At 68.5% G+C, this 26,671-nt stretch carries 31 protein-coding genes; 5 read left to right on the top strand and 26 right to left on the bottom strand.

Annotated elements, in window-relative coordinates; genetic code table 11:
- Positions 1 to 91: 91 nt before the first annotated feature.
- From SNE35_RS23040 to SNE35_RS23055, 4 genes are read right to left on the bottom strand one after another with little or no spacing between them, the layout of a single operon-like run.
- Complete coding sequence (locus tag SNE35_RS23040) at positions 92 to 910, bottom strand: transporter substrate-binding domain-containing protein (protein ID WP_320425372.1); 819 nt, start codon at positions 908 to 910, stop codon at positions 92 to 94.
- Positions 907 to 1,353 (bottom strand): SRPBCC family protein, encoded by a 447-nt coding sequence (locus tag SNE35_RS23045; RefSeq protein ID WP_320425743.1) that lies wholly within the window; start codon positions 1,351 to 1,353, stop codon positions 907 to 909. Before SNE35_RS23045 ends, SNE35_RS23040 begins: the two co-directional genes overlap by 4 nt.
- Before the next feature lie 58 nt (positions 1,354 to 1,411).
- Complete coding sequence (locus SNE35_RS23050) at positions 1,412 to 2,821, bottom strand: MFS transporter (protein ID WP_320425373.1); 1,410 nt, start codon at positions 2,819 to 2,821, stop codon at positions 1,412 to 1,414.
- A gap of 53 nt (positions 2,822 to 2,874) precedes the next feature.
- Positions 2,875 to 3,633, bottom strand: coding sequence for a sensor histidine kinase (locus SNE35_RS23055; protein ID WP_320425374.1), 759 nt, complete (start codon positions 3,631 to 3,633; stop codon positions 2,875 to 2,877).
- Between the two features lie 149 nt (positions 3,634 to 3,782).
- Between SNE35_RS23055 and SNE35_RS23060 the strand changes: the two genes are divergently transcribed.
- From SNE35_RS23060 to map, 3 genes are all read left to right on the top strand, one after another.
- Positions 3,783 to 7,049, top strand: coding sequence for an amidohydrolase family protein (locus SNE35_RS23060; protein WP_320425375.1), 3,267 nt, complete (start codon positions 3,783 to 3,785; stop codon positions 7,047 to 7,049).
- Between the two features lie 11 nt (positions 7,050 to 7,060).
- Positions 7,061 to 7,468, top strand: coding sequence for a DUF6869 domain-containing protein (locus SNE35_RS23065; protein ID WP_320425376.1), 408 nt, complete (start codon positions 7,061 to 7,063; stop codon positions 7,466 to 7,468).
- 130 nt (positions 7,469 to 7,598) lie between these two features.
- Positions 7,599 to 8,345, top strand: a complete 747-nt coding sequence (gene map, locus SNE35_RS23070; RefSeq protein WP_320425377.1) for a type I methionyl aminopeptidase — start codon at positions 7,599 to 7,601, stop codon at positions 8,343 to 8,345.
- A 191-nt stretch (positions 8,346 to 8,536) separates the two neighbouring features.
- On the opposite strand, the gene SNE35_RS23075 is transcribed toward map, so the two are convergent.
- Complete coding sequence (locus SNE35_RS23075) at positions 8,537 to 9,580, bottom strand: AI-2E family transporter (protein ID WP_320425378.1); 1,044 nt, start codon at positions 9,578 to 9,580, stop codon at positions 8,537 to 8,539.
- Between the two features lie 69 nt (positions 9,581 to 9,649).
- Between SNE35_RS23075 and SNE35_RS23080 the strand changes: the two genes are divergently transcribed.
- Complete coding sequence (locus tag SNE35_RS23080; RefSeq protein WP_320425379.1) at positions 9,650 to 11,059, top strand: DUF3943 domain-containing protein; 1,410 nt, start codon at positions 9,650 to 9,652, stop codon at positions 11,057 to 11,059.
- A gap of 3 nt (positions 11,060 to 11,062) precedes the next feature.
- On the opposite strand, the gene SNE35_RS23085 is transcribed toward SNE35_RS23080, so the two are convergent.
- From SNE35_RS23085 to flgB, 14 genes are read right to left on the bottom strand one after another with little or no spacing between them, the layout of a single operon-like run.
- Positions 11,063 to 12,106, bottom strand: a complete 1,044-nt coding sequence (locus SNE35_RS23085) for a hypothetical protein (RefSeq protein ID WP_320425380.1) — start codon at positions 12,104 to 12,106, stop codon at positions 11,063 to 11,065.
- A 32-nt stretch (positions 12,107 to 12,138) separates the two neighbouring features.
- Complete coding sequence (gene flgL, locus SNE35_RS23090) at positions 12,139 to 13,017, bottom strand: flagellar hook-associated protein FlgL (protein ID WP_320425381.1); 879 nt, start codon at positions 13,015 to 13,017, stop codon at positions 12,139 to 12,141.
- Between the two features lie 11 nt (positions 13,018 to 13,028).
- Positions 13,029 to 14,444 carry a flagellar hook-associated protein FlgK gene (gene flgK, locus SNE35_RS23095; RefSeq protein WP_320425382.1) on the bottom strand — a complete coding sequence of 472 codons (1,416 nt, stop codon included), beginning with the start codon at positions 14,442 to 14,444 and terminating at the stop codon, positions 13,029 to 13,031.
- A 58-nt stretch (positions 14,445 to 14,502) separates the two neighbouring features.
- The gene (locus SNE35_RS23100) at positions 14,503 to 14,856 is read right to left on the bottom strand and encodes a HepT-like ribonuclease domain-containing protein (RefSeq protein ID WP_320425383.1); all 354 of its coding nucleotides are present in this window, start codon (positions 14,854 to 14,856) and stop codon (positions 14,503 to 14,505) included.
- Positions 14,853 to 15,143, bottom strand: a complete 291-nt coding sequence (locus SNE35_RS23105) for a nucleotidyltransferase family protein (protein WP_320425384.1) — start codon at positions 15,141 to 15,143, stop codon at positions 14,853 to 14,855. The genes SNE35_RS23100 and SNE35_RS23105 overlap by 4 nt, the downstream gene beginning before the upstream one ends.
- A gap of 26 nt (positions 15,144 to 15,169) precedes the next feature.
- Positions 15,170 to 15,469 carry a rod-binding protein gene (locus SNE35_RS23110; protein WP_320425385.1) on the bottom strand — a complete coding sequence of 100 codons (300 nt, stop codon included), beginning with the start codon at positions 15,467 to 15,469 and terminating at the stop codon, positions 15,170 to 15,172.
- A complete protein-coding gene (locus SNE35_RS23115; RefSeq protein ID WP_320425386.1) occupies positions 15,469 to 16,584 on the bottom strand; it encodes a flagellar basal body P-ring protein FlgI in 1,116 nt (371 codons plus the stop codon). Before SNE35_RS23115 ends, SNE35_RS23110 begins: the two co-directional genes overlap by 1 nt.
- Before the next feature lie 10 nt (positions 16,585 to 16,594).
- Positions 16,595 to 17,245: a flagellar basal body L-ring protein FlgH gene (gene flgH, locus SNE35_RS23120; protein ID WP_320425387.1), complete on the bottom strand. Its 651-nt coding sequence runs from the start codon at positions 17,243 to 17,245 to the stop codon at positions 16,595 to 16,597.
- Position 17,246: 1 nt separating this feature from the next.
- On the bottom strand, positions 17,247 to 18,035 hold the full coding sequence (gene flgG, locus SNE35_RS23125; protein WP_320425388.1) for a flagellar basal-body rod protein FlgG: 789 nt from the start codon (positions 18,033 to 18,035) through the stop codon (positions 17,247 to 17,249).
- A 23-nt stretch (positions 18,036 to 18,058) separates the two neighbouring features.
- On the bottom strand, positions 18,059 to 18,796 hold the full coding sequence (locus SNE35_RS23130; protein WP_320425389.1) for a flagellar basal body rod protein FlgF: 738 nt from the start codon (positions 18,794 to 18,796) through the stop codon (positions 18,059 to 18,061).
- Between the two features lie 12 nt (positions 18,797 to 18,808).
- The gene (locus SNE35_RS23135) at positions 18,809 to 20,023 is read right to left on the bottom strand and encodes a flagellar hook protein FlgE (RefSeq protein WP_320425390.1); all 1,215 of its coding nucleotides are present in this window, start codon (positions 20,021 to 20,023) and stop codon (positions 18,809 to 18,811) included.
- A gap of 13 nt (positions 20,024 to 20,036) precedes the next feature.
- Complete coding sequence (locus SNE35_RS23140) at positions 20,037 to 20,690, bottom strand: flagellar hook capping FlgD N-terminal domain-containing protein (RefSeq protein ID WP_320425391.1); 654 nt, start codon at positions 20,688 to 20,690, stop codon at positions 20,037 to 20,039.
- 2 nt (positions 20,691 to 20,692) lie between these two features.
- Positions 20,693 to 21,100, bottom strand: a complete 408-nt coding sequence (flgC, locus tag SNE35_RS23145) for a flagellar basal body rod protein FlgC (protein ID WP_320425392.1) — start codon at positions 21,098 to 21,100, stop codon at positions 20,693 to 20,695.
- On the bottom strand, positions 21,097 to 21,468 hold the full coding sequence (flgB, locus tag SNE35_RS23150; protein WP_320425393.1) for a flagellar basal body rod protein FlgB: 372 nt from the start codon (positions 21,466 to 21,468) through the stop codon (positions 21,097 to 21,099). The genes flgC and flgB overlap by 4 nt, the downstream gene beginning before the upstream one ends.
- An 82-nt stretch (positions 21,469 to 21,550) precedes the next feature.
- Between flgB and flgA the strand changes: the two genes are divergently transcribed.
- Positions 21,551 to 22,189 carry a flagellar basal body P-ring formation chaperone FlgA gene (gene flgA, locus SNE35_RS23155; protein WP_320425394.1) on the top strand — a complete coding sequence of 213 codons (639 nt, stop codon included), beginning with the start codon at positions 21,551 to 21,553 and terminating at the stop codon, positions 22,187 to 22,189.
- Positions 22,190 to 22,203: 14 nt separating this feature from the next.
- Here flgA and SNE35_RS23160 read toward each other — a convergent pair whose 3' ends face one another.
- From SNE35_RS23160 to SNE35_RS23190, 7 genes are read right to left on the bottom strand one after another with little or no spacing between them, the layout of a single operon-like run.
- Positions 22,204 to 22,845, bottom strand: coding sequence for a glycoside hydrolase family 73 protein (locus tag SNE35_RS23160; protein WP_320425395.1), 642 nt, complete (start codon positions 22,843 to 22,845; stop codon positions 22,204 to 22,206).
- Positions 22,832 to 23,257 (bottom strand): flagellar protein FlgN, encoded by a 426-nt coding sequence (locus SNE35_RS23165; RefSeq protein WP_320425396.1) that lies wholly within the window; start codon positions 23,255 to 23,257, stop codon positions 22,832 to 22,834. The genes SNE35_RS23160 and SNE35_RS23165 overlap by 14 nt, the downstream gene beginning before the upstream one ends.
- Complete coding sequence (locus SNE35_RS23170; RefSeq protein WP_320425397.1) at positions 23,254 to 23,553, bottom strand: flagellar biosynthesis anti-sigma factor FlgM; 300 nt, start codon at positions 23,551 to 23,553, stop codon at positions 23,254 to 23,256. Before SNE35_RS23170 ends, SNE35_RS23165 begins: the two co-directional genes overlap by 4 nt.
- Positions 23,550 to 24,533, bottom strand: coding sequence for a flagellar motor protein MotB (locus SNE35_RS23175; RefSeq protein ID WP_320425398.1), 984 nt, complete (start codon positions 24,531 to 24,533; stop codon positions 23,550 to 23,552). Before SNE35_RS23175 ends, SNE35_RS23170 begins: the two co-directional genes overlap by 4 nt.
- Positions 24,523 to 25,455: a flagellar motor stator protein MotA gene (gene motA, locus SNE35_RS23180; protein ID WP_320425399.1), complete on the bottom strand. Its 933-nt coding sequence runs from the start codon at positions 25,453 to 25,455 to the stop codon at positions 24,523 to 24,525. The genes SNE35_RS23175 and motA overlap by 11 nt, the downstream gene beginning before the upstream one ends.
- A gap of 17 nt (positions 25,456 to 25,472) precedes the next feature.
- Positions 25,473 to 26,180 carry a FliA/WhiG family RNA polymerase sigma factor gene (fliA, locus tag SNE35_RS23185; RefSeq protein ID WP_320425400.1) on the bottom strand — a complete coding sequence of 236 codons (708 nt, stop codon included), beginning with the start codon at positions 26,178 to 26,180 and terminating at the stop codon, positions 25,473 to 25,475.
- A gap of 21 nt (positions 26,181 to 26,201) precedes the next feature.
- A complete protein-coding gene (locus SNE35_RS23190; RefSeq protein WP_320425401.1) occupies positions 26,202 to 26,669 on the bottom strand; it encodes a flagellar basal body-associated FliL family protein in 468 nt (155 codons plus the stop codon).
- Positions 26,670 to 26,671 lie beyond the last annotated feature (2 nt).

Consider the following 26,671-nt stretch of genomic DNA (forward strand, 5'->3'; position numbering starts at 1 on the left):
TCGGGTGCGAGCGATCATCCCTGGCACTCAGCGCCGCAGCGCTTGTGGAAACCCACAACGCGGAAGACCGCGTGCGCTCAGCGCCCTGCTCTCAACGCCCGGCAGCCGGCGCCACGGCCGCCCCTTCGATGCCATGGCGGCGCAGGCTCTCGGCGACGAAGCCGGAGCTCTTCATCGTCTCGATGAAGTCCGCCAGCCAGGCCTGCGCGGCATGCCGCCCCTTGGGCACGGCCACCGCCTGCTCGATGACCATGAAGCGGCCCGGCAGCAGGCGCAGCGCGGCCCGGTCCGCGAGGCGCCGCGCATCGGCCTCGAGCTGCTGGCGGACGCCCGCGGCCACCTCCAGCCCCTCGGCCAGGAACAGGTCGGTGACGGCCGGCGAGGTCGATGCGCGGACCAGCGCTGCCTGCTTCAGTTCGCGTGCCAGGTAGAGGTCGTAGGCGCTGCCGCGGCCGACGGCGACGCGGGTGCCGGCGCGATCCACCTCGCTCTTGTCCCGCAGCGGCGAATCGGCGCGCACGAGGTAGGCGCCTTCGATGATCACGTAGGGCGGCGTGTAGTCGAGCCCGGCGCCACGCACCGGATCGATCGCGACGAAGGCCATGTCCACGCGGGCCGCGGTGGCGGCCTCGACGACCAGGCCGGCCGAGGGGAACTCCACCAGCTCGAGCTCGACGCCCAGGCGCCGCGCCGCTTCGCGCGCCAGGTCCACCGACACGCCGACCGGCGCACCGGGCCGCTCGCCACGCGAGGCCAGGATCGGGTTGCCGAAGTTGATCGCCGCACGCAGGCGGCCGGTGCTGCCCAGCTCGGCCCGAGCGGCGGCCGCGTCCGGCCCGGCGGCGCAGGCGCCCAGCACGGTGGAAAGCCCGGCGGCGCAGAAGGCGCGGCGGCTGTTGAACGAACTCATCCCGGAATCGTCGGCTCGACCAGCTGGATCAGCAGCTGCAGCGACTCCTGCCAGCCGAGGTAGCACATCTCCGCCGGGATCATCTCCGGGATGCCTTCCTGCACGGCGCTGAACTCGGTGCCGCAGAAGACCTCGCGCAGGGTGATCGTGGTCTGCATCTGGCCGGGCAGGTTCGGGTCGTCGAAGACGGCGGTGTAGCGCAGCTTCTCGTTGGGCACCAGTTCCAGGTACTCGCCGCCGAACGAGTGGCCGTTGCCGCTCGTCAGGTTGGTGAACGACATCTTGTAATGCCCGCCGACCCGCGGCTCCATCTGGTGCACGGTGCCGAAGAAGCCATGCGGCGGCAGCCACTTGGCCAGGGCGTTCGGGTCCAGGAAGGCGCGGTAGATGCGCTCCGGCGGGGCCTTGATGACGCGGTGCAGGCGGACGGTGTTGGTCATGATCGGGGTCTCCTTCGGTGGTTGATGCAGGGACGACGAACGGCGAGCCCTGGAATCGACATCAGGCCTTGGCTGTCATGACGGCTCCGGCATCATGCGCGAGCCTCATCATCCAGATCGACGAGCCCGCCATCAGCGCGGCCGAGATCGCGAAGCCGATCTGGAAATCCACCAGCGACAAGGCCTCGCCGCCGCCCAGCCGCTGGGCCAGCGCCACCGCCAGCGTCGCGAAGGCCACGCTCAGCGCCGAGGCCACCTGGGCCGAGACGGCCGACAGCGTCGTCGCGCCGCCGCGCGCCGTGGCCGGGATGTCGGCGAAGGCGATCGTGTTCAGCGCGGTGAAGTGCATGGACCGCGTCATGCCCGCCAGTACCAGCAGCACGCAGATCGCCGGCAGCGGCCAGGCCGGCGCCAGCAGCGCGCAGCCCGCCAGCGTCGCGGCGTGGGCGAAGCCGTTGAACACCAGCACCTTGCGGAAGCCGTGCTGCTTGAGCATCCAGGTCGTGGCCGCCTTCATCGCGAGGTTGCCGCCCATGTAGACCAGCAGCATCAGCCCGGCCTTGAAGGCGCTGTCGGCAAAGCCGATCTGGAACATCAGCGGCAGCAGGAAAGGCGCTGTGTTGATGGCCACGCGGCCCCAGAAGCCGGCGCTGAGCGTCGAGAGGACGAAGGTCGGCTGGCGCGCCGACTGCAGGTTCAGGATCGGCGCCGGATGGCGGTTCGCATGGCGTACGGCGAGCCAGCCGATCACGAGACCTGCCCCCACCAGCGCCACGCCGGTGGCGCGCTGGCCCGGCGCATCGGCGATGAAGGCCAGGCCCTGCAGCAGGGTCACCAGCGCCGCCGAGGTGACGACGAAGCCGAACAGGTCGAAGCGCTGCCGCTCGCCCTGCGGCACGTGCGCCGGCACGTAGCGCAGCACCAGCCACAGGCCCAGGGCACCGATCGGCAGGTTGATGAAGAAGATCCAGTGCCAGCTCGCATAGGTGGCGATCAGCCCGCCGAGCGGCGGACCGACCACCGGGCCGATCAGCGCGGGCCAGACGATCAGGCCCAGCGATTCGATCAGCCGGTTCTTCGGCGTCTCGCGCAGCACGACGAGCCGCCCCACCGGCGACATGAAGGCCGCCGCCGAGCCCTGCAGCACGCGGCTGGCGATGAAGGTCCAGAAGCTCGGGCTCAGGCCGCACAGCAGCGAGGCGAAGGTGAACACGCCCACCGCGGTGGCGAAGACGCGGCGCGAGCCGTAGCGCTCGCTGGCCCAGCCGGCCATCGGCACGAACACCGCCAGCGCGATCATGTAGGCGCTGATCGCCACCGACAGCGCCAGCGTGGTCTCGCCGAAGCTCCGAGCGATGCTGGGCAGCGCGGTGACGATGATGCTGCCGTCCAGCGTCTCCATGAAGAAGGCGGCGGCGACGATCAGCGGGATGCGGTTCTCGGTGACGAAGGTCTTCAGGCGCTGGTACATCGGCGGCGGAGCTCGGACGGCGGAAAAACGGCGGATAGGACCGCGGCATTCTCCTACGCGCCGGAAAGCGGCAGCAGCAGCGTGACGCGGCAGCCTTCGCCCGGCGCGCTGTCTACCTCGATCTCGCCGCCCAGCGGCCCGGTGACGAGCTGGCGGACGATGTGCATGCCCAGGCCGCTGCCGCCCTGGCCGAGCGCGGTGGTGAAGAAGGGCTCGTAGATGCGCGCCAGCGTGGCGGCGCTCATGCCGGCGCCGTCGTCGCTGAATACCAGGCGGACCCGCTGGCCATCGCCATCCCATCCGGCGCTGAGCCGCATCAGCCCTTCGCTGCGGCCGGCGAAGGCATGCGTCAGCGCGTTGTTCACCAGGTTGCCGAGCACCTGCTCCAGCGCGCCGGGATGGCTGTCCACGCGGATGCCCTCGGGCACCTCAAGCTCGATGCGGAACGGCGTCTTCGCCAAGGTCGGCTGCAGGACGGCCAGCGTGTCTTCGATCGTTGTGCGCAGATCGAACACACGGCGGCCGGCGCTGCCCTGCTCCGTCGCGATGCGCTTGAAGTTGCCGATCAGCAGCGCCGCCTGCTGCAGCGCCCGCTCCAGCAAGGCCGTGCCGGACTGCATCGCCTGCAGGTACTCGTTGAAGCGCTGCTTACGCAGCGGGCCTTCGGCGGCCTCGCGCAGCAGCTTCTCGGTGTCGCCCTTCAGCGTGGTGGCGACGATGAGGCCGTTGCCGATCGGCGTGTTCAGCTCGTGCGCGATGCCCGCGACGATGCTTGCCAGGCCGTCCAGCCTTTCTTCAGAAGACTGCGCCATGCCTTGTTCCTCCTCGGGAAAGTACAGCATGCCATCGACATGCACGCAAGCTAAGCTCGCGCCTTCCGCCTGGCGACCAGGCCTAACGCCGATATTCCATGCCTTCCTTTCGCGCCGGTTCACACCTGACCCCTTCACTGACCGCCCTGATGGCCGCCCTCGCGCTGGCCCTTCCGGCGTACGCCGCCGACAAGCCGAGCTGGGACGTCAACCACCCGCCCGGCCCGGCGCGCACAGTGAACCTGGACACGCATAGCGGCACCTGGATGAGCGTGGACGTCAGCCCCGACGGCCGCACCCTCGTCTTCGACTTGCTGGGCGATCTCTACCTGCTGCCGATCGAAGGCGGCGAGGCCCGACCGCTGACGCACTCGATCGCCTGGGAGCAGCAGGCGCGCTTCTCGCCGGACGGCAAGACCATCGCCTTCCTGAGCGACGCCGGCGGCGGCGACAACGTCTGGCTGATGGATGCCGACGGCAGCCACCCGCGCGCACTGACCAAGGAAGACTTCCGCCTGCTCAACAACCCCGTGTGGCACCCGAGTGGCCAGTACATCCTGGCGCGCAAGCACTACACCGGCACCCGCTCGCTGGGCTCGGGCGAGATCTGGATGTACCACCTGGACGGCGCGGGTTCGGCCAAGGGCGTGCAGCTCAACGAGAAGCCGAACTGGCAGAAGGACCTGGGCGAGCCGGCCATCTCCCCGGACGGCAAGTACCTGTACTACTCGCAGGACACGACACCGGGCAAGTCCTTCGAATACAACAAGGACAGCAACGGCGAGATCTTCAAGATCATGCGCCAGGACCTGGGCAACGGCACGGTGGAGCCCTTCGTGCAAGGCCCCGGCGGCGCGATCCGGCCGACGCCCTCGCCCGACGGCAAGTACCTGGCCTTCGTGCGCCGCGTTCGCATGCCCGGCGGTAGTGGCGACGCCCAGCAGAGCACGCTGTTCCTGAAGGACCTGGTCACCGGCGCCGAGACGCCGGCCTGGGGCGGCCTGGAGCGCGACATGCAGGAAGCCTGGTCGGTCAACGGCGTCTACCCGGCCTTCGCCTGGACGCCGGACGCGAAGCAGATCGTCGTCTGGGCCCAGGGCAAGCTGTGGAGGGTCGACCCGTTCAAGGGCACGGCCGCCGACATTCCCTTCCACGTCAAGGACACGCGCGAGGTGCGCGAGGCGCTGCGCGTGCCGCAGGTGGTGGCGCCGGACCAGTTCGCCGTGCACCAGCTGCGCTGGGCCAGCGTGGCGCCTGACGGCAGCCGCGTCGTCTACTCGGCGCTGGGCCAGCTCTACCTGAAGAACCTGGCCAAGCCCGATGCCGCACCGCGCCGCCTGACCAAGAGCGAAGACAGCTTTGAGTTCTTCCCCAGCTTCTCGCGCGACGGCAAGCGCATCGTCTACGCCAGCTGGAACGACAAGAAACTCGGCGCGGTACGCGTGATCGACCTGGCCTCGGGCCGCGAGACCACCGTGACGAAGGCGCCCGGCAAGTACCTCGCGCCGCGCTTCTCGCCGGACGGCAAGAGCGTCGCCTACGTGAAGACCAAGGGCGGCTACCTGACGACGCCCTGGTTCGGGCTCGATACGGGCGTCTACCTCGCGTCGACGGACGGCAGCGGCACGCCGCTGCGCCTGTCCAAGGACGGCGAGGCGCCCCAGTTCGGCGCGCGCAACGATCAACTCTTCATCACCCGCCACGCCTCCACCAGCGAGGTGGATTCGCAGCACAAGCTGGTCCGCATCGACCTGGCCGACCGCAGCGAAACCGAGGTGGCCAAGAGCGAGTTCGCCAGCGAATACGCGGTCTCGCCGGACGGCCGCTGGCTCGGCTTCGTCGAGCGCTTCCACGCCTACGTGACGCCGCTGCCGGCGGCCGGCAAGCCGATCACCGTCGGCGCCAAGATGGACGCGCTGCCGCTGCGCCAGCTCGACGTCAATGCCGGCGAGTACATGCACTGGAGCGGCGACAGCCAGTCGCTGCACTTCATGCTGGGCGACGAGCTGTTCACCGCCGCGCTGAAGGACGCCTTCGAGCCCGGCAAGGCCGCCAAGGACTACAAGCCCGCGGAGCACGGTACCAAGATCGGCTTCATGCAGGCCAGCGACAAGCCGGCCGGCCGCATCGCCATCACCAGCGCGCGGATCGCCACGATGAACCCGACCGACGAGGTGATCGAGGACGGCGTCATCGTCGTCGACGGCAACCGCATTGCGGCCATCGGCAAGGCGGGCGAGGTGAAGGTGCCGGCCGACGCCAAGCGTGTCGACGCGAAAGGCAAGACCATCATCCCGGGCCTCATCGACGCGCACTGGCACGGCCCGATGGGCGAGGCCGATTTCATCCCGCAGCAGAGCTGGGTCAACTACGCCTCGCTCGCCTTCGGCCTGACGACCTTGCACGACCCGTCCAACCGCAACAGCGAGGTGTTCACCGCGTCGGAGATGCAGCGCGCGGGCGCCATCGTCGGGCCGCGCATCTACTCCACCGGCACCATCCTCTACGGCGCCAAGGCGCCGTTCACCGCGCTGATCGACAGCTACGACGACGCGCTGACGCACCTGAAGCGCCAGCAGGCCGAGGGCGCGATCAGCGTCAAGAGCTACAACCAGCCGCGCCGCGACCAGCGCCAGCAGATCATCGCGGCCGCGCGCGACACCGGCATGATGGTGGTGCCCGAGGGCGGCTCGCTGTTCGAGATGAACATGAGCATGGTCGTCGATGGCCACACCGGCATCGAACACGCCGTGCCCGTGCCCAAGGTCTACGACGACGTCAAGCAGCTGTGGGGCCAGACCGAGGTCGGCTACACCCCGACCCTGGTCGTCGCCTACGGCGGCCTCGACGGCGAGCACTACTGGTACGCCAAGACCGACGTCTGGCGCCACCCGCTGCTCAGCAAGTACGTGCCGCCCACGCTGCTGCAGGCCCGCAGCGTGCGCCGCGAAACCGCGCCGGACGAAGACTGGAACGTGATCCAGGTCGCCAAGACCGCCACCGAACTGTTCCGCGCCGGCGTGCGCGAAAACATCGGTGCCCACGGCATGCGCGAAGGCCTCGCCGCCCACTGGGAAATGTGGACCTTCGCCCTCGGCGGCATGACCCCGCTCGAAGCGCTGCGCACCGCCACCGCCAACCCGGCCCACTACCTGGGCCTGGACAAGGACATCGGCTCGCTGGAGGCCGGCAAGCTCGCCGACCTCGTCATCATCGACGGCGACGTGCTCAAGGACATCCGCCAAAGCGACCGGGTCAGCCAGGTGATGCTGAACGGCCGCCTCTATGACGCGAAGACGATGAACGAGACCGTGTCACGCGAACGGGCGCGGCAGCCGTTCTTCTTCGATGGGGCCGATGGCAAGAGCATGCCGCTGGATGCGGAGGGCTTGGGGAATACGCATGGGGATGATTGAGGGTAGTCGGAATGGAATCACCGCTGCCCGTTCATCGCGTCCTTGACGAGTGGATCACTTGGGCCACTTGGCAATGTGATCCGAAGAACGAAGGCAAGGCGAATTCCGAGTTGATCGGATTCGATGAGTTCGACTGGATTGTCCGAAAGCATCCCGAGCAAGCCTGGCAGTGCATCCTCGCTGTCGTCGCTGACGCCCGGTGCGAGCCGTTTCTTGGCTTGCTGGCCGCTGGACCCATGGAGGATTTGCTCGGCTACCATGGTCCCGCGTTCATTGACAGAGTAGAGAGCGAGGCTCGGGCGAATCAGCTATTTGCCTGGATGCTTGGCGGTGTCTGGCAGTGTCAAATTACAGATGAGATCTGGGCACGAGTGCAAAAAGTCTGGGACCGCCGAGGATGGGATGGCGTTCCGAAATGACCTCCAGCTTCAAGTCAATCATCTGGTTTTGCCAGCCACATTCCGCAGGTGAGTTTCGGTCTCCGTCTCCGAGTGACAGCAGTCGCAGAGCACCGCTCCTCCCATCTTCCTCAAATCCGAAAGCCGCCCCATGACCATCGAAACCCAAGACGACGTCATCGCCCTCCAGCGCATCGGCCGCATCGTTTCCCTGGTGCTGCAGCGGATGCTCGATGCCGCCGAGCCCGGCATGAGCACGCGCGAGCTGGACAGCATCGGCGCGCGGCTGCTGGAGGAGCACGGCGCACGCTCGGCGCCGCAACTGGCCTATAAGTTCCCGGGCGCGACCTGCATCAGCATCAATGAAGAGGCGGCGCACGGCATTCCCGGGGACCGGGTCATTCGCGCCGGCGACGTGCTGAACGTCGACGTCTCCGCGGAGCTGGACGGCTACTTCGCCGACACCGGCGGCACGACGGTGGTGCCGCCGACGACAGCGGTGAAGACCCGGCTGTGCCACGCGACGCGCACCGCGCTGGCCGAGGCGATGAAGGCCGCCCGGGCCGGACAGCCGATCAACGGCATCGGCGCCGCCATCGAGCGCACGGCCAAGGCCTATGGTTTCAAGGTCATCGAGAACCTGGGCAGCCACGGCGTCGGCCGCTCGCTGCACGAAGAGCCCGAGTACATCGCCGGCTACTTCGACCCCGCGGACCGGCGCGTGCTGCGGGAAGGCATGGTCATCACGATCGAGCCCTTCCTGTCGACCAAGAGCCGCATCGTCACCGAAGCGTCCGACGGCTGGACGCTGGCCGGCGTGCGCGGCAACCTGTCGGCGCAGTACGAGCACACGATGATCATCACCCAGGGTGCGCCGATTGTCGTGACGCAACATTGAACAGGAATCTACCGTCCAACAAGGCAAGCGCCTAAGCCGCTTGTCGGCGCCAAAGCTGCCAGCGCGATGTAGCCATAGGCAAAGGCCCGCCAGGGCCGCCAGGGCCGCCCCGCGCGACTTCCGCCGATCCGGCTCCGCCGGGCGGCCGGGAGTGCCCCCTTAAGGGGGCCGGCGAAGCCGATAGGAGTGGTTCAATCCAGCCAACCGACACGCCGCAACTCACCCTTGAAGAAGGCGTAGAGCACCGGCGCGAGCACCATCCCGGTCACGCCGAACAGCGCCTCGAAGGCGAACAGCACGATCAGCAGTTCCCAGGCCTGCGCGCCGATCTGCTGGCCCTGGATGCGGGCGTTCAGCAGGTACTCGAGCTTGTGGACGATCACGAGGAAGGCCAGCGCGGCGATGGCGGCGTTCGGCGACACGGTCAGCGCCAGCAGGCAGATCATCGTGTTGGTCACCAGGTTGCCGATCACCGGCAGCAGGCCGCAGACGAAGGTGGCCAGCACCAGGGTCTTCGAGTACGGGATGGGCCAGCCCGCCAGCGGCGCCACCACCAGCAGGAAGATGGCGCTGAGCACGGCGTTGACGCCCGCGATCTTGGCCTGCGCGGCGGCGACGCGCTCGAAGGCATTGCCCAGGCGCCGCCACAGGCCGAACCAGCAGGCGGCCAGCGGCGCGCCGCCCTCGGGCGGCGTGGTGGCGCTGCGCATCGCGGCCAGCACGCCGATCAGCCAGCCGATCAGGGTCATCAGCAGCAGGTGCAGCGCGTGGGTGCCGGCACCGGCCAGCACCTGCGCGTGCGTGCGCATCGTGCCGGAGATCGTGGCCTTCAGCAGCTCGACCGAATCGGGCAGGTGCTCGGCCAGCATGGCCGGCAAACGTTCGCGCAACTGCTTCAGCGCGACGTCCAGAGAATCCATCAGGCCCGAGATCGACTCGCTGCCCATCGCGCGGCGCGCGCCCTCGATCACGCCGCCGACGACGATCAGCGAGATCAGCGCCATCACCAGGCCGGCGAGCAGCTCGTGCCCTTCGTCGCGCCGGCGCAGGATCACGCGGCGCAGCCCGCGCAGCACGAAGCGCGTCAGCGAGTAGGCCAGCAGCCCGGCCAGAAGCGCGATCAGCGAGCGCGTGCAGGCCAGTACCGCCAGCGACAGCACGAAGCCCAGAGCCACGCCGGCCTCGGCCGCGCGCGGAGAGAGGGGGATGCGTGAGGGAAAGATGTCCTTGTCCATCGGGCCACTGTAGCTGCTGCGGGCAAGCCGCTTGCCGGGGCTGGCGTGTCGCCCCGATCCAGAACAAAAATGACGCCTCGACAACTGCTCCTGCCGGTCCTGCTGCTCTGCTGGCTGTCCGCGGCATGGGGCGAGGACAGCCCGCCGGCCGCCGAGGCCAGCAGCCTCTGGCTGCCGGCCGCCGAGATCTTCGGCTTCGACTTCGCGCTGAACCGCTACAACCACCGCTTCAGCGGCACGCAAGACTACGACGTCTCGCTCTCCACCATCCGCCGCAACCTGCACAGCGCCTGGGTCGTCGACAACGACCCGTTCCGCATGAACCAGCTGGGCCATCCCTACCAGGGTGCGATGTACCACGGCGCCGGGCGCGCCACCGGGCACGGCTACTGGACTTCCGCCGCCCTCACCTTCGCGGCCAGCGCCGGCTGGGAGATCGCCGGCGAGGCCACGCCACCGTCCAGGAACGACCAGGTGGCCAGCGGCATCGCCGGCAGCTTCCTCGGCGAGCCGCTGTTCCGCATCGCCCGCCTGGCGATGAAGCCCGGCAGCAGCGTGCCCGCCGGCTGGCGCGAATGGGTGGCCGGCGCGATCGATCCGCCCGTCGCGCTGAACCACGGTCTGTTCGGCAATCGCTACGACGACCTGTTCGACGATCACGATCCCGCCTACTACGGCCGCCTGCACATAGGTTTCGGCAGCATCACGACGCATCCGTCCGACACACTGGGTTCGTTCAAGACCCGCGTCGCCGAGCTGGATCTGGCCATCGACTACGGCCTGCCCGGCCAGCCCGGTTACACCTACAAGCGCCCGTTCGACTACTTCAACTTCCAGGCCAGCCTGGCCAGCGTCGGCGGCATCGAGAACCTGAGCACGCACGGACTGCTGCTGGGCACGGACTTCGCGGCCGGCGACAACTACCGGGGCCTGTGGGGTCTGTTCGGCAGCTACGACTACCTGGCGCCGCAGATCTTCCACGTGTCGACCACGGCGGTGTCCATCGGCACCGTCGGCCAATGGTGGGTGGGTCGCCATGTGGCGTTGCAGGGCTTCGGCCTGGCGGGCATCGGCTACGCGGCCGCCAGCACGACGAACGACCGCCAGCTCACCAACGACACCGACTACCACTACGGCATGGCGCCACGCGCGGCGCTGTCGCTGCGGGCGATCTTCGACGGCCGCGCCTCGCTGGACCTGGCGGCGCGCGAGGTGTCTCTGGGCCGCATCGCCAACCGCCGGGCCGGCAGCGACGACATCGCACGGATCGAGACGGCCTTCACCTGGCGACTGGCGGGCCAGCAGGCGATCAGCGTGGGCTATGTGCGCGATTGGCGCCACGCCCGCTACGCGCCGCCGACCGGGGATCGCCGCCAGGTGCTCGGCACCTGGAGCATCTACTACACGCTGCTGAGCCACCAGGGCTTCGGCGCGGTGGAGTGGCGTGACAGCGCGTCGGGTAACGCGTCGGCCGAATAGGAATCAGGGGCTCAACAGCGCGCGCACTTGGTCGCGGCGCAGGCCGCGCAGCGCGGGGGCCAGCTGGGCGTAGTTCTCGTAGGCCGGCTCGGCCGCCTTGGCCTCGAAGGCCTGGGCCATGCCGAGCAAGACCTGACCCTGGCCGGCAGCACCTGCCGGCTCGGCCAGCTTTGCCGCGGAGCGCTTGCGGTCCAGTGCATCGCCGGCGTCGCGCAGCAGGGCCTGCGCGGCGATCACGCGGCCAAGCGTCTGGCGCTGGGCCTGTGCGCCGTCCAGGCTCCAGGTGGCCGGCTGGATCGCATCGGGCGGGGTATCGAGCTTGACGCGCACGCGCTGGCCGCTCGGGAAGCGGCGGCCGTCGCCTTTCACGCTCAAGCCATCGCGCAGCGAGGGCCACTGTGACTCGGCGCTGCTCCATTGCAGCCGGCCGGCGACAATCGCCACGCGCAGCCCGGCGGGGGCAAGCGCCTGATCCAGCCGCTGGACGGTGGTGTCGGCGCTCTGGTCGGGGTCGATGGGCACCGCCACCGGCGAGCCGGTGCCGGGCACGGCAAAGCTCAGCGTCTCGTGGCCTTCCTGCGTGAGGTTCGCGAGATCCAGGCCGCGCAGCGTAAAGACCTGACGGGCCTGGCCGGGCTCGCGCACCTGCAGCTGCGCGTCCACCATGCCGCCGGCCTGCCCGCTGCGCTGGCGCCAGATGGTGCTGACCTGCTGAAGAGCCGCAGCCGCAGTTGCCGCTGCGGTGGGGTTGGCGCTACCGCCGCCCAGCAGGCCGGCCAGCGATTGCTTCAGGCCTTGCAGCTGCTGGCCGAGTTCGCCGAGCCAGGCCTGCGCCTGCTGGCCCGCGGACACGTCCTGCTGCAGCTCTGGGTCGAGAAAAGGACTGCCCGCCCCCGCCGACCCAACACGTACCGGGCTTGGCGAAGGCAGCGGCCCTTGCCGTGCGGCCACACCCCGCAGTGCCGACAGCGGCGCGACGGCAGCGACCACGCCACCGGTGCTGGTGCTGGTCGGAACCGTCGTCGGAGTTGTCGAGAGTGCGGCCACGGGGCGGGGTCAGATGTCCTGAAGAAAGTCGATCAAAGCACGTTGAACAGGCTCAGCCCGCTGACGCGGCCGTAGGCCTTCTGCGTCGCCTGCACGGCCAGCGTGTAGCTGTTCAGCCGCGTGGCGGCCTCGGCGTAGTCGAGCTGACCCAAGGTCAGCGCCGCCTGCTTGTTCGAGAGGCTGATCGCGTCCTGATTGTCCTGCAGCGTGGACAGCACATTCTGCAAACCGCCGAGGCTGCCGATCTTGCCCGTGACGGAGTTCATGGTGCCGTCGAGCAGATCGATCGTCGCCGCCACGGTCGGGTGCGCGGCATCGGCCGTCACGCCGGACTTCAGCAAGGTGGAGAGCTGGTCGAGCTGCTTCACCAGCGCCGCCATCTCGGGCAGCGGCACGTTGGCCGGCACCGTCACGCCAGTGCCGACGGCGACCTGCTGCGTTGCCGTGTTGCCCTGGTAATTGAAGCTGGCATCGATCGTCGGCTGGTCGGTCGCCGTGCCGGAGAAGACCGAGCGGCCCTCGCTGTCCTGGCTGTTGGCGGTGTGCAGCAGGCTGTCGCGCAGCGAGTCCAGCGAACCGGCCATCGCCTGCAGATCGGCCTGCGTGTTGCTGCCGTCGGCGGCCCAGACCAGCAGATCACGGGCCTGCAGCATGTCCTGCTTCATGCTGTCCAGCAGGGTCTCGTTGTTCGTCAGCCGCGACTTCAGCGCATCGATATTGCTCTGGTACTGAGTCATCGACGCCTCCTCGCGCGACAGACGCGACAGCCGCATGCTGGCGATCGTGTCGTCCGAGGGCTTCTGCACGCGCTGGCCCGAAGCCATCTGCTGCATCACCAGCGCGAGGCCCGAGTTGGCCGTCTGCAGGGCGCTGTTCATGGTGGCGTGGAACTGGGTGCTGGCGATACGCATGGTGTCTGGCCTTACATGATTTCAAGAGTGCTGTCGAAGAGCTGATTCGCCACGGCGATCACCTTCATATTGGCCTGGTACATCTGCTGGAACTGCACCAGGTTGACGGCCTCCTCGTCCTGGTTGACGCCGCTGGTGGACTTCCAGCTCTCCTCGGCCTGGTCGCGCACCGTCTGCGCCGTCTTCTGCGCGGCGATGTTCTGCTGGCTGGCCACGCCGAGCTTGCCGATCAGCTGCGTGTAGGCGTCGCCCAGCACCACCTGGCTGCTCGTGGGCAGCGGCTTGCCATTGCTGTCGAAGGTGGTCAGCGTGATCGGCTTGCCCTGCAGCGCGATCAGCTTGGTGAGGTTCTGGCTGTCGCCGGCGGCCGTGGGATCCAGCGAGAAGGCCAGCTCCGCCGGGCTGATGCCGGCCAGCTGCAGCTGACCACCGTTGGTGGCCGGGTCGACGAACAGCGGCTTGCCGGTGCCCAGGGTCACCGGCGTCTGCGTCGGGTCCGCGCCCTGCGCGAGCTGTGCGTTGAAGGCGTTGGCGATGCCGGTGGCCATCTCGCGCACCGTCGTCTGCAGCGGCACGAGAGTCTGGCTCTCGAAGTTCTCCAGGCCGCCGAGCTGGCCGCCGAAGTCGGTGCCCAGCACGGTGAACGAGGTGTTGGCGAACTTGAGGCTCAGCGAGTGCGTGCCGTTGCTCAGGTTGTTGACCGCGAGGCTCGCGGCATCGCCGCCGACGACCAGCGGCTGGCCGCTCTTCAGCGAGACATTGGTCGTGCCGTCGGCCTGGTTGACCACCTGGACGCCCACCAGCGCGGCGAGCGCATCGATGTTCTGGTCGCGCGTGTCCTGCAGGCCGGAGGGATCGATGCCCACCGCCTTGTTGGCGCCGATCTGCTTGTTCAGCTCGGCGATGCTGGCGGACAGCGTGTTGATCTGCGTGACCACCGCATCGCGCTGCGCCGCCACCGCCGACTGCTGGTTCTGCAGCAGCTGCTGCAGGCTGGAGAAGCGCTTGGCCAGCCCGTCGGCGGCCGTCAGCACCTGGGCGCGCAGCGGCGTCGAATCGGGCTCCACGCTGGCGGCGTTCAGCGCCGCGAAGAACTGGTCCATGCCGGCATTGACGTTGGACGTGTCGTCCGACATCACCTGCTCCAGCTGGTCCAGGTAGGGCTGCGACGCATCGGCCTTGCCCAGGTTGGACGCCGCCTGCCACATCTGCAGGTTCTTGAAGCCGTCCGAGAAGCGCTTCAGCGAGGACACGGTCACGCCGCCACCGGCGGCCGACGCGCTACTCGCGTTGCCGCCCACGCTGGTCAGCACGACACCCTGGCGCGAGTAGCCCGGCGTCATCACGTTGGCGATGTTCTGGCTGGACGTGCCGAGCGCCGCTTGCGCGGCCTGGGCACCCGACAGGGCGTTGAAGAGAAGGCTCATGGGAAGACGGTCTCGTAAGGGGCTTCAAGAGCCCAAGGCGACCGGGGCCGCCAGAAACTTAAATGGATGCGCGCAGCGCGGAGATCTGGGCGATCAGGGCCGGCAAGGCGGTCTCGACCGTGTTCCAGACGACGTCCAGATTCGTGTCGAAGTAGCCGTGGGCGATACGGTTGCGCATGCCGCGCATGCTGCGCCAGGGGATCTCCGGATGCGCCGCGACAATATCGGCATGGCCGTCCATCAGCTTCGTCGCAGCTTCGCCGACGATGATCAAGCTCATGATGACGGCCTGCTGTGTGCGCTTGTCGGCCAGGAAATCGGCCTTGGCCATGCCATCCACGAAGCTGCATGCATCGGCTGCCGCCTGCTGCATATGCGCCAGATAGTCGGCCACGCGCGGGGCCGTACTCATACGGGCAGCGCTTCCGCCAGAACCTGCTCGCGAAACTTGGGCGGCAGGTCGGCCGGCGTCAGCAGGTCGACCTTCAGGCCCAGCAGCGCTTCCAACTCATCCTGCAAACCGCCGAGATCGAACAGCGTCGCATCGGGAAGCGCATCGACCAGAAGGTCCAGATCACTGCCGTCCTGGTCCGTGCCATGGACGACCGACCCGAAGACGCGCGGGTTCACCGCACGGAAGCGGCGGGCCGCTTCTCGCACGGCACCACGCTTCGTTTCGAGGGCGTCCGAGGGTCGCATGCTTGCTGGTCTTGGCAGTGTGGCTGTCATGGTACGCGATTGCCCGGCAGCAGCTGCTTCAGGATCACGTCGGCGATGCCGAAGGCGTGCTGGCCGGCGATCGAGTCGGCCATCTGGTTGTCGGCGAAGTCCTGCATGTCTTCGTTGACCTTGTCCTTGAACGGGCTGTCGTCGCCGGCCAGCTCGCGGGTCGAGGCGCGCATCTTGTGCAGCATCTGGCCGATGAAGAAGGATTCGAACTTCTCGGCGGCCTGGGTCGCCTGCGCGCGGACCTTGGCATCGTCGCCGTCGGGTTTCGGCGTCAGGGAATCGTCGATCTTCATCATCAGATCACCTGCAACTCGCCTTCGATCGCCCCGGCCTGGTCCAGCGCCTGCAGGATCGACATGATGTCGTCCGGCGTCGCGCCGATGCTGTTGACCGTGTCGATGATGGCCTGCAGGCTGGTGCCGGCCTGCCACTTGAACATGCGCCCGCCGGCCTGCTCGACCTGCACCCGCGACTGCGGCGTGACCTGGGTCTTGCCCTGGCTGAAGGGCTGGGGCTGGCTGACCTGCGAGCTTTCGCTGATGACCACCTTCAGGCTGCCGTGCGAGACGGCCGCGGGCCGCACGCGCACGCCATCGGAGATGACCACGGTGCCGGTGCGCGAATTGAAGATCACGCGCGGGTTGTCTGCCCCCACGTCCACCGCGATGCCTTCCAGCTGCGCGACGAAGGCCACACGCTCGGTGGGGTTCGCCGGCGCCTGCACCTCGACGCTGGTGGCGTCGCGCGTGCTGGCGATCGATTCGCCCGAGCCCGTGAATCGCGAGTTGATCGCGTTGACGATGTTCGTCGCCGTCTGGAAGTTCGGGTGCCGCAGGCTCAGGCGCACACTCGGCGTGGTGTCGAAGTCGGTGGCGATCTCGCGCTCGATCGTCGCGCCGTTCGGGATGCGGCCCGCCGTCGGCGTGTTGACGGTGACGCTGGAGCCCGACTGGCCCTGCGCGCTGAGGCCGCCGACGACCAGGTTGCCCTGGGCCAGCGCATAGATTTCCCCGTCGGCAGCGCGCAGCTCGGTCAGCAGCAGCACGCCGCCGCGCAGGCTCTTCGCGTCGCCCATCGAAGACACGGTGATGTCGATCGCCTGGCCGCGCCGGTAGCCCGGCGGAAACATCGCGCTGACCATCACCGTCGCGACGTTCTTGGACTTCGCGTCCACCTTCTCCGGCAGCTTGAGCCCGAACTGCTTGAGCATGTTCGACACCGACTGGCCGGCGAACTTGACCTGCGTGCTGTCGCCACTGCCGTTGAGGCCGACGACCAGGCCGTAGCCCAGCAGCTGATTCTCGCGCACGCCCTCGACGCTGACGAGCTGGCGGAGCTGTTGGGCGGCATTGGCGACGTTCGCGGCGTTCAGGCACAGGGCCAGGCCCAGGAGGCAAAGCAGTTTTTTCATGAGGATCCGATCAGAACGGCATCCAGGCCGACGCAAAGAAGCGCGTCAGCCAACCCGGCGTGTTGGCCTCGGCCAAGGTGCCCTGCCCCGCGTAGACGATGCGCGCGTTGGCGATGCGCTGCGAGGACACGCGGTTTTCCGAGTCCACGTCCGCGCCGCGCACATAGCCCGACAGGCGGATCATTTCCTCGCCCTGGTTCAGGGTCAGGCTCTTGTCGCCGTTGACGCGCAAGAGGCCGTTCGGCAGCACCTCCAGCACGACGACGGTGATCGCGCCGGTGAGCGCGTTCTGCTGTGAGCTGGCCGAGCTGCCGTTGAAGTCGCGGTTGCCGCCGATGCCCAGGTCCAGCAGGCTCTTGCTCTTCAGCGAAGCGGTGAGACCGACGTTGCTGCCCTTGCCGAAGGTGGTGTCGGCCTTCTTGCTGGCCTGCGTGGTCTCTTCCAGCGTCACGGTCAGCACGTCGCCGGGGCGGAAGGCGCGGGCGTCGGAGGTCAAGGTCCAACCGCGCTGCGAGGCGAACACGCCGCCGGAGACGCCGCGTGCCATCTGCGGCACCGGCTGCGCGTCGAGCGGCTTCAGCTCGGCCTTGGGCGTCGGCGGCGGCTGGATCGCCGCGCAGCCGCTCAGCAGGGCAAGGACAAAGGCAAGAGCGGCCTTCATGTCAGCGCACAGCCTGGGACAGGTACTGCAGCATGTTGTCCGCCGCCGAGAGCACCTTGGTGTTCATCTCGTAGGTGCGCTGCGCGGCGATCATGTCGACCATTTCCTCGACGACCTGGACGTTCGAGCCCTCCAGCGCGCCCTGCTTGATCGTGCCGAGGCCGTCCACGCCGGCCGTGCCTTCGTTGGCGGCGCCGCTGGCGGCGGTCTCCTGGTAGAGGTTGTCGCCCAGCGCGAGCAGGCCGGTCGGGTTGGCGAAGTTGGCGAGCTTCAGCTGGCCCAGCTGCGACGGCGTCGAGCTGCCGGCCAGCGTGGCGGCGACGGTGCCGTCCTCGCTGATGTTGATCGAAGTTGCATTGGCGGGGATCGTGATCTCCGGCTGCAGCTTCTGGCCCTTGGCGTTGACGAGCTTGCCGTCGGCATTGATCTGCAGCTGGCCGGCGCGGGTGTAGGCCGGCTTGCCGTCCGGGCCTTCGACCTGCAGGAAGCCCTGGCCGACGATGGCCACGTCCAGGTTCTGGCCGGTCTGCTGCAGGCTGCCGGTCGTGAAGACCTTCTGCGTGCCGACCAGGCGCGTGCCGTTGCCGAGCTGCACGCCGGTGGGCGAGGCGCTGCCGTCTTCGGCCTGCGCGCCGGGCTGGCGCTCGACCTGGTAGAACAGGTCTTCGAACATCACGCGGTCGCGCTTGAAGCCGACCGTGTTGACGTTGGCCAGGTTGTTGGCGATCGCCTGCAGCTTCGCGTCCTGCGCCTGCACGCCGGTCTTGCTGATCCACATTGCGGGGTTCATGTCGATTCCTTGTCTTGCTTGCGTTATTCGCGGATGAGTCGGTTGCCCGCATCGGCCATCGAGTCGGCCTTGTTGAGCAGCTTCATCTGCACTTCGAAGTCGCGGTTCAGGCTCATCGTCGCCACCATCTCCTCGACGGCCGAGACGTTGCTGCCTTCCAGGTGTCCGCCCTTGACCTGCACACTGGCATCGGCCGACAGCGTGCCGCCGTCGCGCGAGACGAGCAGGCCGGCCGCGTTCTTGGTCATCTCGCTCATCGAAGGCTTGACGAGCTTGAGCTTGTCGACGACCTGCATGTCGGTCTGGCCCGGCACCTGCACGGAGATCGAGCCATCGGCGCCGACGACGACGGCCGTGTGCTCCGGCGGCAGGGTCACCGCGCCGCCGTCGCCCATCACCGCGCGTCCGCCCAGCAGCAGCCGGCCGTCCGCATCGGTCGTGAAGTTGCCGCTGCGGGTGTAGGCCTCGCCGCCGTCGCCGTTCGGGTCCTCCACGGCGAACAGGCCGTCGCCCTGGATCGCCACGTCCAGGTCGCGGCCCGTGGTCGTCTGCACGCCCGGCTTGGCGCTGACCGCATCGGCCTGCAGCTCGCTCATGTGGCGCGCGGCATAGCCGTAGCCCTTGACGGCCTGCGTGCCGGCCATCTCGAGGTTGGCGCGGAAGCCGCCGGTCTCGAGATTGGCGAGGTTGTTGGCGTGCACCTGCTGGGCGCGCATCGCGCGCTCAGCGCCGGACATCACGGTGTAGATCAGTGCGTCCATGTCAGCGGCTTATCAGTTGATGGCCTGCATCAGCGTCTGCATCATCTCGCTCTCGGCCGACAGCACCTTGGTATTGGCCTGGTAGCTGCGCTGGGCGGACATCAGGTCCACCAGCTCGCCGGTCATGTCCACGTTGGACTGCTCCAGCGCGCCGGCGCTGAGCTTGGACGATCCGCCCGCGCCCGGTGCGGCCATCAGCGGCGCGCCGCTGGCGCCGTTGGCGGCCCAGCTCGTGTTGTTGATCGCCTGCAGCGCGCTCTCGTTGGCGAAGGTGGCCAGCGCGACCGTGCCCACCGTCTGCGACTTGCCGTTGCTGTAAGTGGCGATGACGCTGCCGTCTTCCGACAGGCTGGTGCCGGTCAAGGTGCCCGAGGGGTAGCCGTTGGCATCGTTGGCCAGGGTCGTCGTGTCGCCGGCGAACTGGGTCGTGCCGGTGTAGTCGATGGCCACGTTCAGCGCGTTGGCGCCGCCCATGCTGCCGGCCGGGACGGCCAGCGTGCCCGTCGTCGCGCTGCTCAGCTGGCCCTGGCTGTCGAAGGTCAGCGTGGGGCCGGCGGTGGCGGCCGCACCGTCGAAGCTGTAGTGCACGTCGACCTGGTTCGCGCCGCTCTTGACGAAGTACTGCGTCACGCTGTGCTTGGCGCCCAGCGAGTCGTAGAGGGTCGAGGTGATCGAGCCGCTGAACGAGGTCGGATCGTTCTGATCGAAGGTGGCGGTGGCCGGCACGCTCCAGTCGGAGGACAGGTTGCCGGTGAACTTCAGCTTGTCGCTGGCCTGCGCGGCGATCTGGCCGTTGGGCACCTTCAGGTCGCCCAGGGCGCCGAGGCCGCCACCGGTGACCGGCTGGCCAGAGGCGTCCAGGATCGCGGCGTAGCCCTGCAGCTTGCGGCCCAGCGTGTCGACCACGAAGCCGTCCTTGTCGACGTTGAAGCTGCCGACGCGGGTGTAGACCTGCTGGCCCGAGTTGTCCTTGACGGCGAAGAAGCCGCGGCCCTGGATCACGGCGTCCATGCCGCTGCCGGTGTTCATCAGGCCGCCGCCCTTGCCGATCGACTGGGTCTGCGACGACGCCTCGGCGCCGTTCGCCGCGGTGCCGGCATAGACGGCCGAGAAGTTCGTGCGGCTGGACTTGAAGCCCACCGTGGCCGAGTTGGCGATGTTGTTGGAGATGGTTTCCAGGCTGGCGCTGACGGCGTTGATGCCGGACATGGCGATTTCGAAGCTCATGGCGATTCCTTGCTCAGTTGGGCTTGCCGTTGAATTGGGTCAGGGCGGAGGGGTCGACTTCGGCGAGGCCGGCACCCAGGGACAGCACGGCGCCGTTCGCGCCGAGCTTGACGTTGGTCAGCGTCGCCGACACCTCGATGCCGGCGGTCTCCTTCGCGCCGGTCTCCACGCGCACCGCGTAGTAGCCGGGCGCGATGCCCAGCTTGGCCGGGTCCAGCGTGTAGTCGTTCTGGCCGGAGACCAGCTTGCTCAGCGGCACGCGCTGCTCGACGCCGTCGACGCCGGTCAGCACCAGCGCGCCGGCATCGGCCGCCGTGGCCAGCGTGAAGTGGGTGGAGACCGGCGTGGTGCCGAGCTTCAGCGCATCGACCTGGGCCTGCACATTGGTGCCGACCTGGCCGCCCAGCGCCAGCATCTGCAGGCTCTGCATCATGCTGTTGCCGGCGCCGCCCTGGTCGGCCAGCTTCTGCAGCGCTTCCATCTGGCTCAGCTGCGTCAGCTGGTTGACGAAGGCACTCGGGTCGCTGGGCGACAGCGGGTCCTGGTTCTTGATCTGCGCCACCAGCAGCGTGGTGAACATGTTCTGGATGTCGTTGCCATTGCTGGCGATGGCACCGTTCGAGCTGCTGCCGCTGCCCGAGCTGTTGTTGTTGACGGCGGTCGTCATGATCAGTTATCTCCCAGGCGCAGAAGCGCCGTTTGCATGGACTTGACGCGGCCGAGCACCTCGACGTTGCTCTCGAAGGCGCGCGAGGCGGACAGCATGTCGGTCATCTCGGCCACCGAGTTGACGTTCGGGTAGAACACCATGCCCTGCTCGTTGGCGAGCGGATGACCCGGCTCGTAGACCTGGCGCAGCGGCTCGGTGCTGTCGATCACGTCCATCACCTGCACGCGGGAGCCGCTGCCGTCGCCGCTGGCGATCGCGGCGAAGACGGGCTTCTTCGCGTGGTACGCGTCGGCCTCGGTGCCGGCGGCGGAGGTGGCGTTGGCCAGGTTGCTGGCGATGGTGTTCAGGCGCGTGGTCTGGGCCGACATGGCCGAGCCCGCGATCTCGCTGATGGCTTTGAAACTCATTGCCCGTTGATGGCCTTGGCGAGGCCCTTCAGTTGGATGTTGATGAACTGCAGGCTGGTGGAGAAGTCCGACGCGTTCTGCGAGAACTGCGCCTGCTCGACACCCAGCTCCACGGTGGAGCCGTCCTGCGCCGGGTGGAAGGGCACGCGGTACTTGAGCGCGTCGTCGCCGGTGTCCAGCGAGAGGCCGCCGTCGGCGCCATCCGCATTCACGCGCTCGCTCAGCGCGGAGGCAAAATCCATGTCGCGCGCCTGGAAGCCGGGCGTGCTTTCGTTGGCGATGTTGGACGCCAGGATCTTGGTCCGTTCGGCGCGCAACTTCAGTGCCTCCGGATGGATGCCGACCGCTTTGGTGAAATCAATACTCATGCTTCTTGTTCCTTCTCGCGTGTCACTACTGCTTGCCTGTGTGCTGTGCTTCAACGCTCGTGCCGCAAGCCTTGAGGAACAGGTGGCCGACTTCGCGCGCCAGGCCCTGGTCGAGCAGGCGCAGCGCGAAGGCCTCGTCGAGCCGCAGGCGCAGGTGCGCGTACTGCCGGCCCTGGGATCGGCCGCCGCCCAGCGCCGTGCCGCGGCGCAGTGCAGCAAGCCCTGGAGCCTGCAGGCGCAGGATCTGCGCTCGCCGGCCCGCTTGCGTGTCAGCGCGAGCTGCGCGTCCAGCGCCGCTCCCGCCATCGATTTCGTCTTGAAGGGCGAGCTGAGCGCCGAGGTGCTCGTCGCCGCCGTCGCCCTGCCCTCCGGCCGCGTGCTGGCCGAGGCCGACCTGCTGCGTGAACGGCGCGACATCACGTCCAGTTCCGACGCCGTGTCGGATGCGGATACCGCCACCGGCCAGGCGCTGCGCAGCCCGCTGCGTGCCGGCCAGGCGCTGAGCCGCCGGCAGCTGGTGGAGGCCATCCTGGTCAAGCGCGGCGAGGCGGTGCGCATCGTTGCGCGCAACGGCGAGATCGAGGTGCAGGCCGCCGGCGAGGCGCTGGACGCCGGCGCCCGCGCCGCGACGATTCGCGTGCGCAACGTCAACACGGGCCGCATCATCAGCGCGCGCGTCGTGGGCCCCGGCGAGGTTGCCCCGGCGAGTCTCGGCCAGTAGCGTCGTCTTCATCATCACTTGCCGCCCTGGATCCGGGCCGCCACGCGGGCCAGCTTGTCCGCATAGGCGGGGTCGGTCGCATAGCCGCCGCGCTGCAGGCCCTGCGCGTAGGCCGCGGCGTTGTCGCCGCTGTGCAGCACGCCCTGATAGCGCGGGTTGCTCATCATCAGCGCGGTGAAGTCGCGGAAGGACGAGGCGGCATCGGGGTAGGCGCGGAAGGCCTCGCTGCGCTGCACGGCCTCGCCCTGCTCGTATTCGGTCGTCGTGGCCTGCGCGACATCGCCGCGCCAGCCGCCGGTGGCCTTGATGCCGAACAGGTTGCCGCCCGCGGTGGACTTGCCCCAGCCGGTTTCCAACGCCGCCTGCGCGGAGATCAGGTCCGGCGAGACGCCGAGCCGGGCGCCTGCCTCGCGGGCCAGCGGCGCGATGCGATCGAGGAAGGCCTGCTGGTCCGCGTCGGGCGTGCCGGCATCTGCGGCCGGTGCCGCATGCGGTGCCGGAGCAGCGAAGCCGGTGCCGGAGCCGTTCTCGATGAAGCTCGTGACCTCGGCGTGCAGCTCGCGGTAGAGGCCGCTGGTCGAACCATTGGCTGCCGGGCCGGTCGTTGTGCCGGGCTGCTTGTTCAGCGGCAGGAAGCCGAAGTCAGAGTTCAGCATAGGTGTCCTGGTTGCTGCCCAGCAGGCGTTGCATCAGCGCGTGCTGCTCGACGATCAGCTCGCAGTTGCGCGCGTTCAGCTGCTTGGCCAGTTGCACCGCCTGCTCCAGCGCCTGCCAGGCGTCGCGCAGCACGCTGGCGGCCTTGCTCGGCAGGCGCTCCAGCGCCTCGTTCATCGAAAGCTCGTGCTTGCGGCCCAGCATCGTCGCGACGAGCCGGCGGCGCTGATCGCGGCGGCCGTCGAGTTCGTCGACCAGCGCGGTGACCTGCGTGGCAATGCCCTGCAGCTCGTCGCCGCGCTGCTGGGTGATCGCGGCGAGCTGATCGTCGAGCAGGCCGTGGAGCCGCGCGTAGCTGCGCAGGTCGGCCTGCATGTCGGTCAGCAGCAGTCGCAGGATGTCGGCGAGGTTCACGCCTTGCCTCCGTGATAGCGCTGGATCAGCGCGGCCAGCCGGCCGGCGTCGAACTTGATCTCGCCGCGGGCCAGCGCGTCGCGCAGCTCGGCGACCTTGGCCGCGTCGATGTCGTCCGGCAGCGCCGCCAGCGCATCGCGGGCCGGCTTCAGCAGCGCCGATTCGGCGGCGCTGGCGCGGTCGATCTCCGCCGGCGCCGTCACGGGCGCGGCCGGTGCCGCCGCCGCCACGGGTGCAGCCGGATTGATGGGGTTGCTGCCGTTGATCTTCATGCGATCACCTCTCGTTGTCTTCATGGCCGCGCCGCTCCCTTCAGCAGCGCCTCGCTGCCGGGGCCGGTGGCGTCCAGGCCCTCGGTCACCGGGTAGGACTGCGCCGGCGTGCCGAACATCTGCGCGAAGGCGCGCGACTGGCCGGTGGTCAGCACCAGCAGCTCGATGCGACGGTTCACCGCCGCGTCCGGATGCACCGCGTCCAGCGGCGCGCGTTCGGCCATGCCGGCCACCTGCAGCACGCTGCCTTCGCGCATGCCGCCTTCCAGCAGGTGCAGACGCGCGGCCATCGCGCGGTGGCTGGACAGCGCCGAGTTCGAGAAGCCGGTGCTGCCGGCGTCGACGTAGGGCGTGGCATCGGTGTGGCCGATGATCATCAGCTGGTTGTCGATCTGCGCGAACACCGGGCCCAGCTGGCGCAGCAGGTGCTTGAAGCGCGCGTTGGGCATAGCGCTGCCGCGCTCGAACATGCCGTTCCGGTCGGTGTCGTGCAGCATCAGGCGCAGGCCCTGCGGCGTGATCACGCCTTGCACGTTCTGGCCCAGGCCCTCGCGCTCGGCCATGCGCTCGATCAGGTGCGACAGCTCCTTCATGTCGGCCGGCGTGTCGTAGCGCGACTTGCTCAGGCGCGGGTCGGCGTCGGGGTTGTCGGTGTCGCTGCTCTGCTGCGACTTGCCCTGCACCTGGCGCTCGCCGTGGGCCGGCACCGGGTTGCGCTCGATCATGCTGCCGCGCGAGCCGGCGGCCAGCGAGTTCGTCAGGCCGTTGCCCTCTTCCACCAGGTTGGCACCGGCCGAGCGCAGCACTTCGGTCAGGCGCTCGGAGTTGCGCGAGGCCAGCAGCCACAGCACCAGGAACAGGCACAGCAGCGCCAGGCAGAAGTCGGCGAACGCCACCTTCCAGGCGCCGCCATGGGCTTCTTCCTCGTGGCGGCGGCCGCCGCGCTTGACGATGGTGGCGTGGGCGTCGTGCCCACCCTTGGCCAGTTTCAGGTCAGGCTGCACGGCGCTCTCCAGGCTCGCGGTCCGTCGCGCGGCGGCGCGGCGTCGCTTCGGAATCGCCCGGGTTCTGCATCTTCTCGATCCAGCCCTCCAGCACCGCGAAGCTCGGCTTGATGTTGAGCTGCACCAGGCGGCGGCCCGCGTCGATGGCCAGCAGCGGCGGCTTGCCGGCCACGTGCGTCACCAGCACGACCTTCACCGACTCCAGCGTGGCCAGTTCCTCGTGGACGATCTGCTTCATCATGTTGGACAGCGGGTCCAGCACGGCATAGCAGAAGAAGATGCCGATGAAGGTGCCTACCATCGCGGCCGCCACCATCATCGCGATCTCACCGGAGCCCGCGCCTTCGGCCACCGAGCTCATCGCCATCACGATGCCCAGCACCGCGGCCAGGATGCCGAAGCCCGGCATCGCCTCGGCGATCTTGTGCAGGCTCTTGGCCGGCTGGCCCATCTCGTCGTGGATGGCTTCCAGTTCCTGCTCCAACACGCCTTCGAGCTCATGGGCGTTGATCTTGCCCATCGCCATCAGGCGGAAGTTGTCGACGATGAAGTGCAGCAGCTTGGGCTCCTCCAGCACCATCGGGTAGCGCTTGAACAGTACCGACTCGTGCGGTGCCTCGACGTGCGCGTCCAGCGCCTTCAGGCCGCCGGCCGCCGTCTGCAGCAGCTCGTACATCAGCAGCAGCAACTGGCGCTGGAATTCCTCGCCGCTCTTCTTCTTGGGCGTCAGCACCTTCTTCAGCTGCAGCAGCATCTCGGACAGTACGTGCTTGGGGTTGCCCAGCACGATGGCGCCCAGGCCAGCGCCGACGATGATGACCAGCTCGACCGGCTGCCAGATCACCGCGAAGCTGCCGCCGTGGAAGAAGAAGCCGCCGAAGATGCAGCCCAGGACGATGAAGATGCCGATGAACGGTTGCATGTTTGCTAACTTCCCATTCAAGCGGGCTGGAGAAAGACTTTCATCTTCCTCAGCGCGCCCTTGTTGATCTGCGAGACACGGGCCTCGGTGAGGTCCAGCACCGCGGCGATTTCCTTCAGGTTCAGCTCGTACTCGTAGTACAGCTGCACCACCTTCTGCTCGCGCTCGTCCAGGCAGCGCAGCGCCTGCTCCAGGCTGCGGCGCACCATCAGCTGCTGCTCGGGCGACTGCACGTCGCTGGCCACATTGCTGAGTTCCTGCACCAGCTCGTCGAAGCTCGCCAGTTCCTCGGCGCCCTCGTCCTGCTGGAAGGCCAGGTACTCGGCCGCCGTGATGCCCAGCACCTGGATGATCTCGGCCTCGGCCGGCTCGCGGCCCAGCTTGCGGCGCAGCTCGCGCACGCCGTCACGCAGCTTGTGGCTCTCCTGGCGCACCGAGCGCGGCCGCCAGTCCTGGCGGCGCAGCTCGTCGAGGATGGCCCCGCGCACGCGCAGCGCGGCGAAGGCGCCGAAGCCCTCGTCCGGCTGGCCGTAGCGGCGCAGCGCTTCCAGGAGCCCCATCAGGCCGACCTGCTCCATGTCCTCGCGATCCATGATCGCGCTGACCTGGCTCTTGAGCTGGCGCACGACGCGCTTGACCAGCGGCGCATAGGCGGCCAGCGCCTGCTGCTCGTCGACGACGGCGGCAGCGGGCGCAGCGGTGGCGTAGGCGGTCTGCATCAGCATGGCGTGGGTCTCGTCGCCGGCCTATTCGATGATCAGCTTGCCGATGAGCGCTTCCGCGAACGGAGCCTCGCGGTGCTCGGCGGCGTAGGCGTCGCCGTAGGCCTTGTTCAGCTCGGCGGCGAACTGCTCGACCGTCATCGACGTGGCGGTCTCGACCGTGTAGCTGGACAGCGCCTTCACGGCCACGGTGCGCAGCAGCGGCAGGTGGTCCTTGGTGCGCTTCTCGCTCTCGGGCAGCGCCTTGAACACGAGGTCGATCGCCATGTAGTGCGTGACGGCCTCGCCATGCTGGTTGCGCAGCATGATCAGCACCTTGTCCAAGGTCACGTAGCGGTAGTCGGGCCCCGGCTTGGGCGCCTCGTGCTTTTCAGCCTCGGCCTCCGTGGCCGGCTTGGCGGACTTCATCGCCCACCAGACGGCGCCACCCGCGGTGCCTGCCATCAGCAGGCCGACGACGGTGGCGATGATCGCGATCTTGATCTTGCTCATGG

The organism is Roseateles agri (assembly GCF_034043675.1).
Classification (GTDB): Bacteria; Pseudomonadota; Gammaproteobacteria; order Burkholderiales; family Burkholderiaceae_C; genus KK5.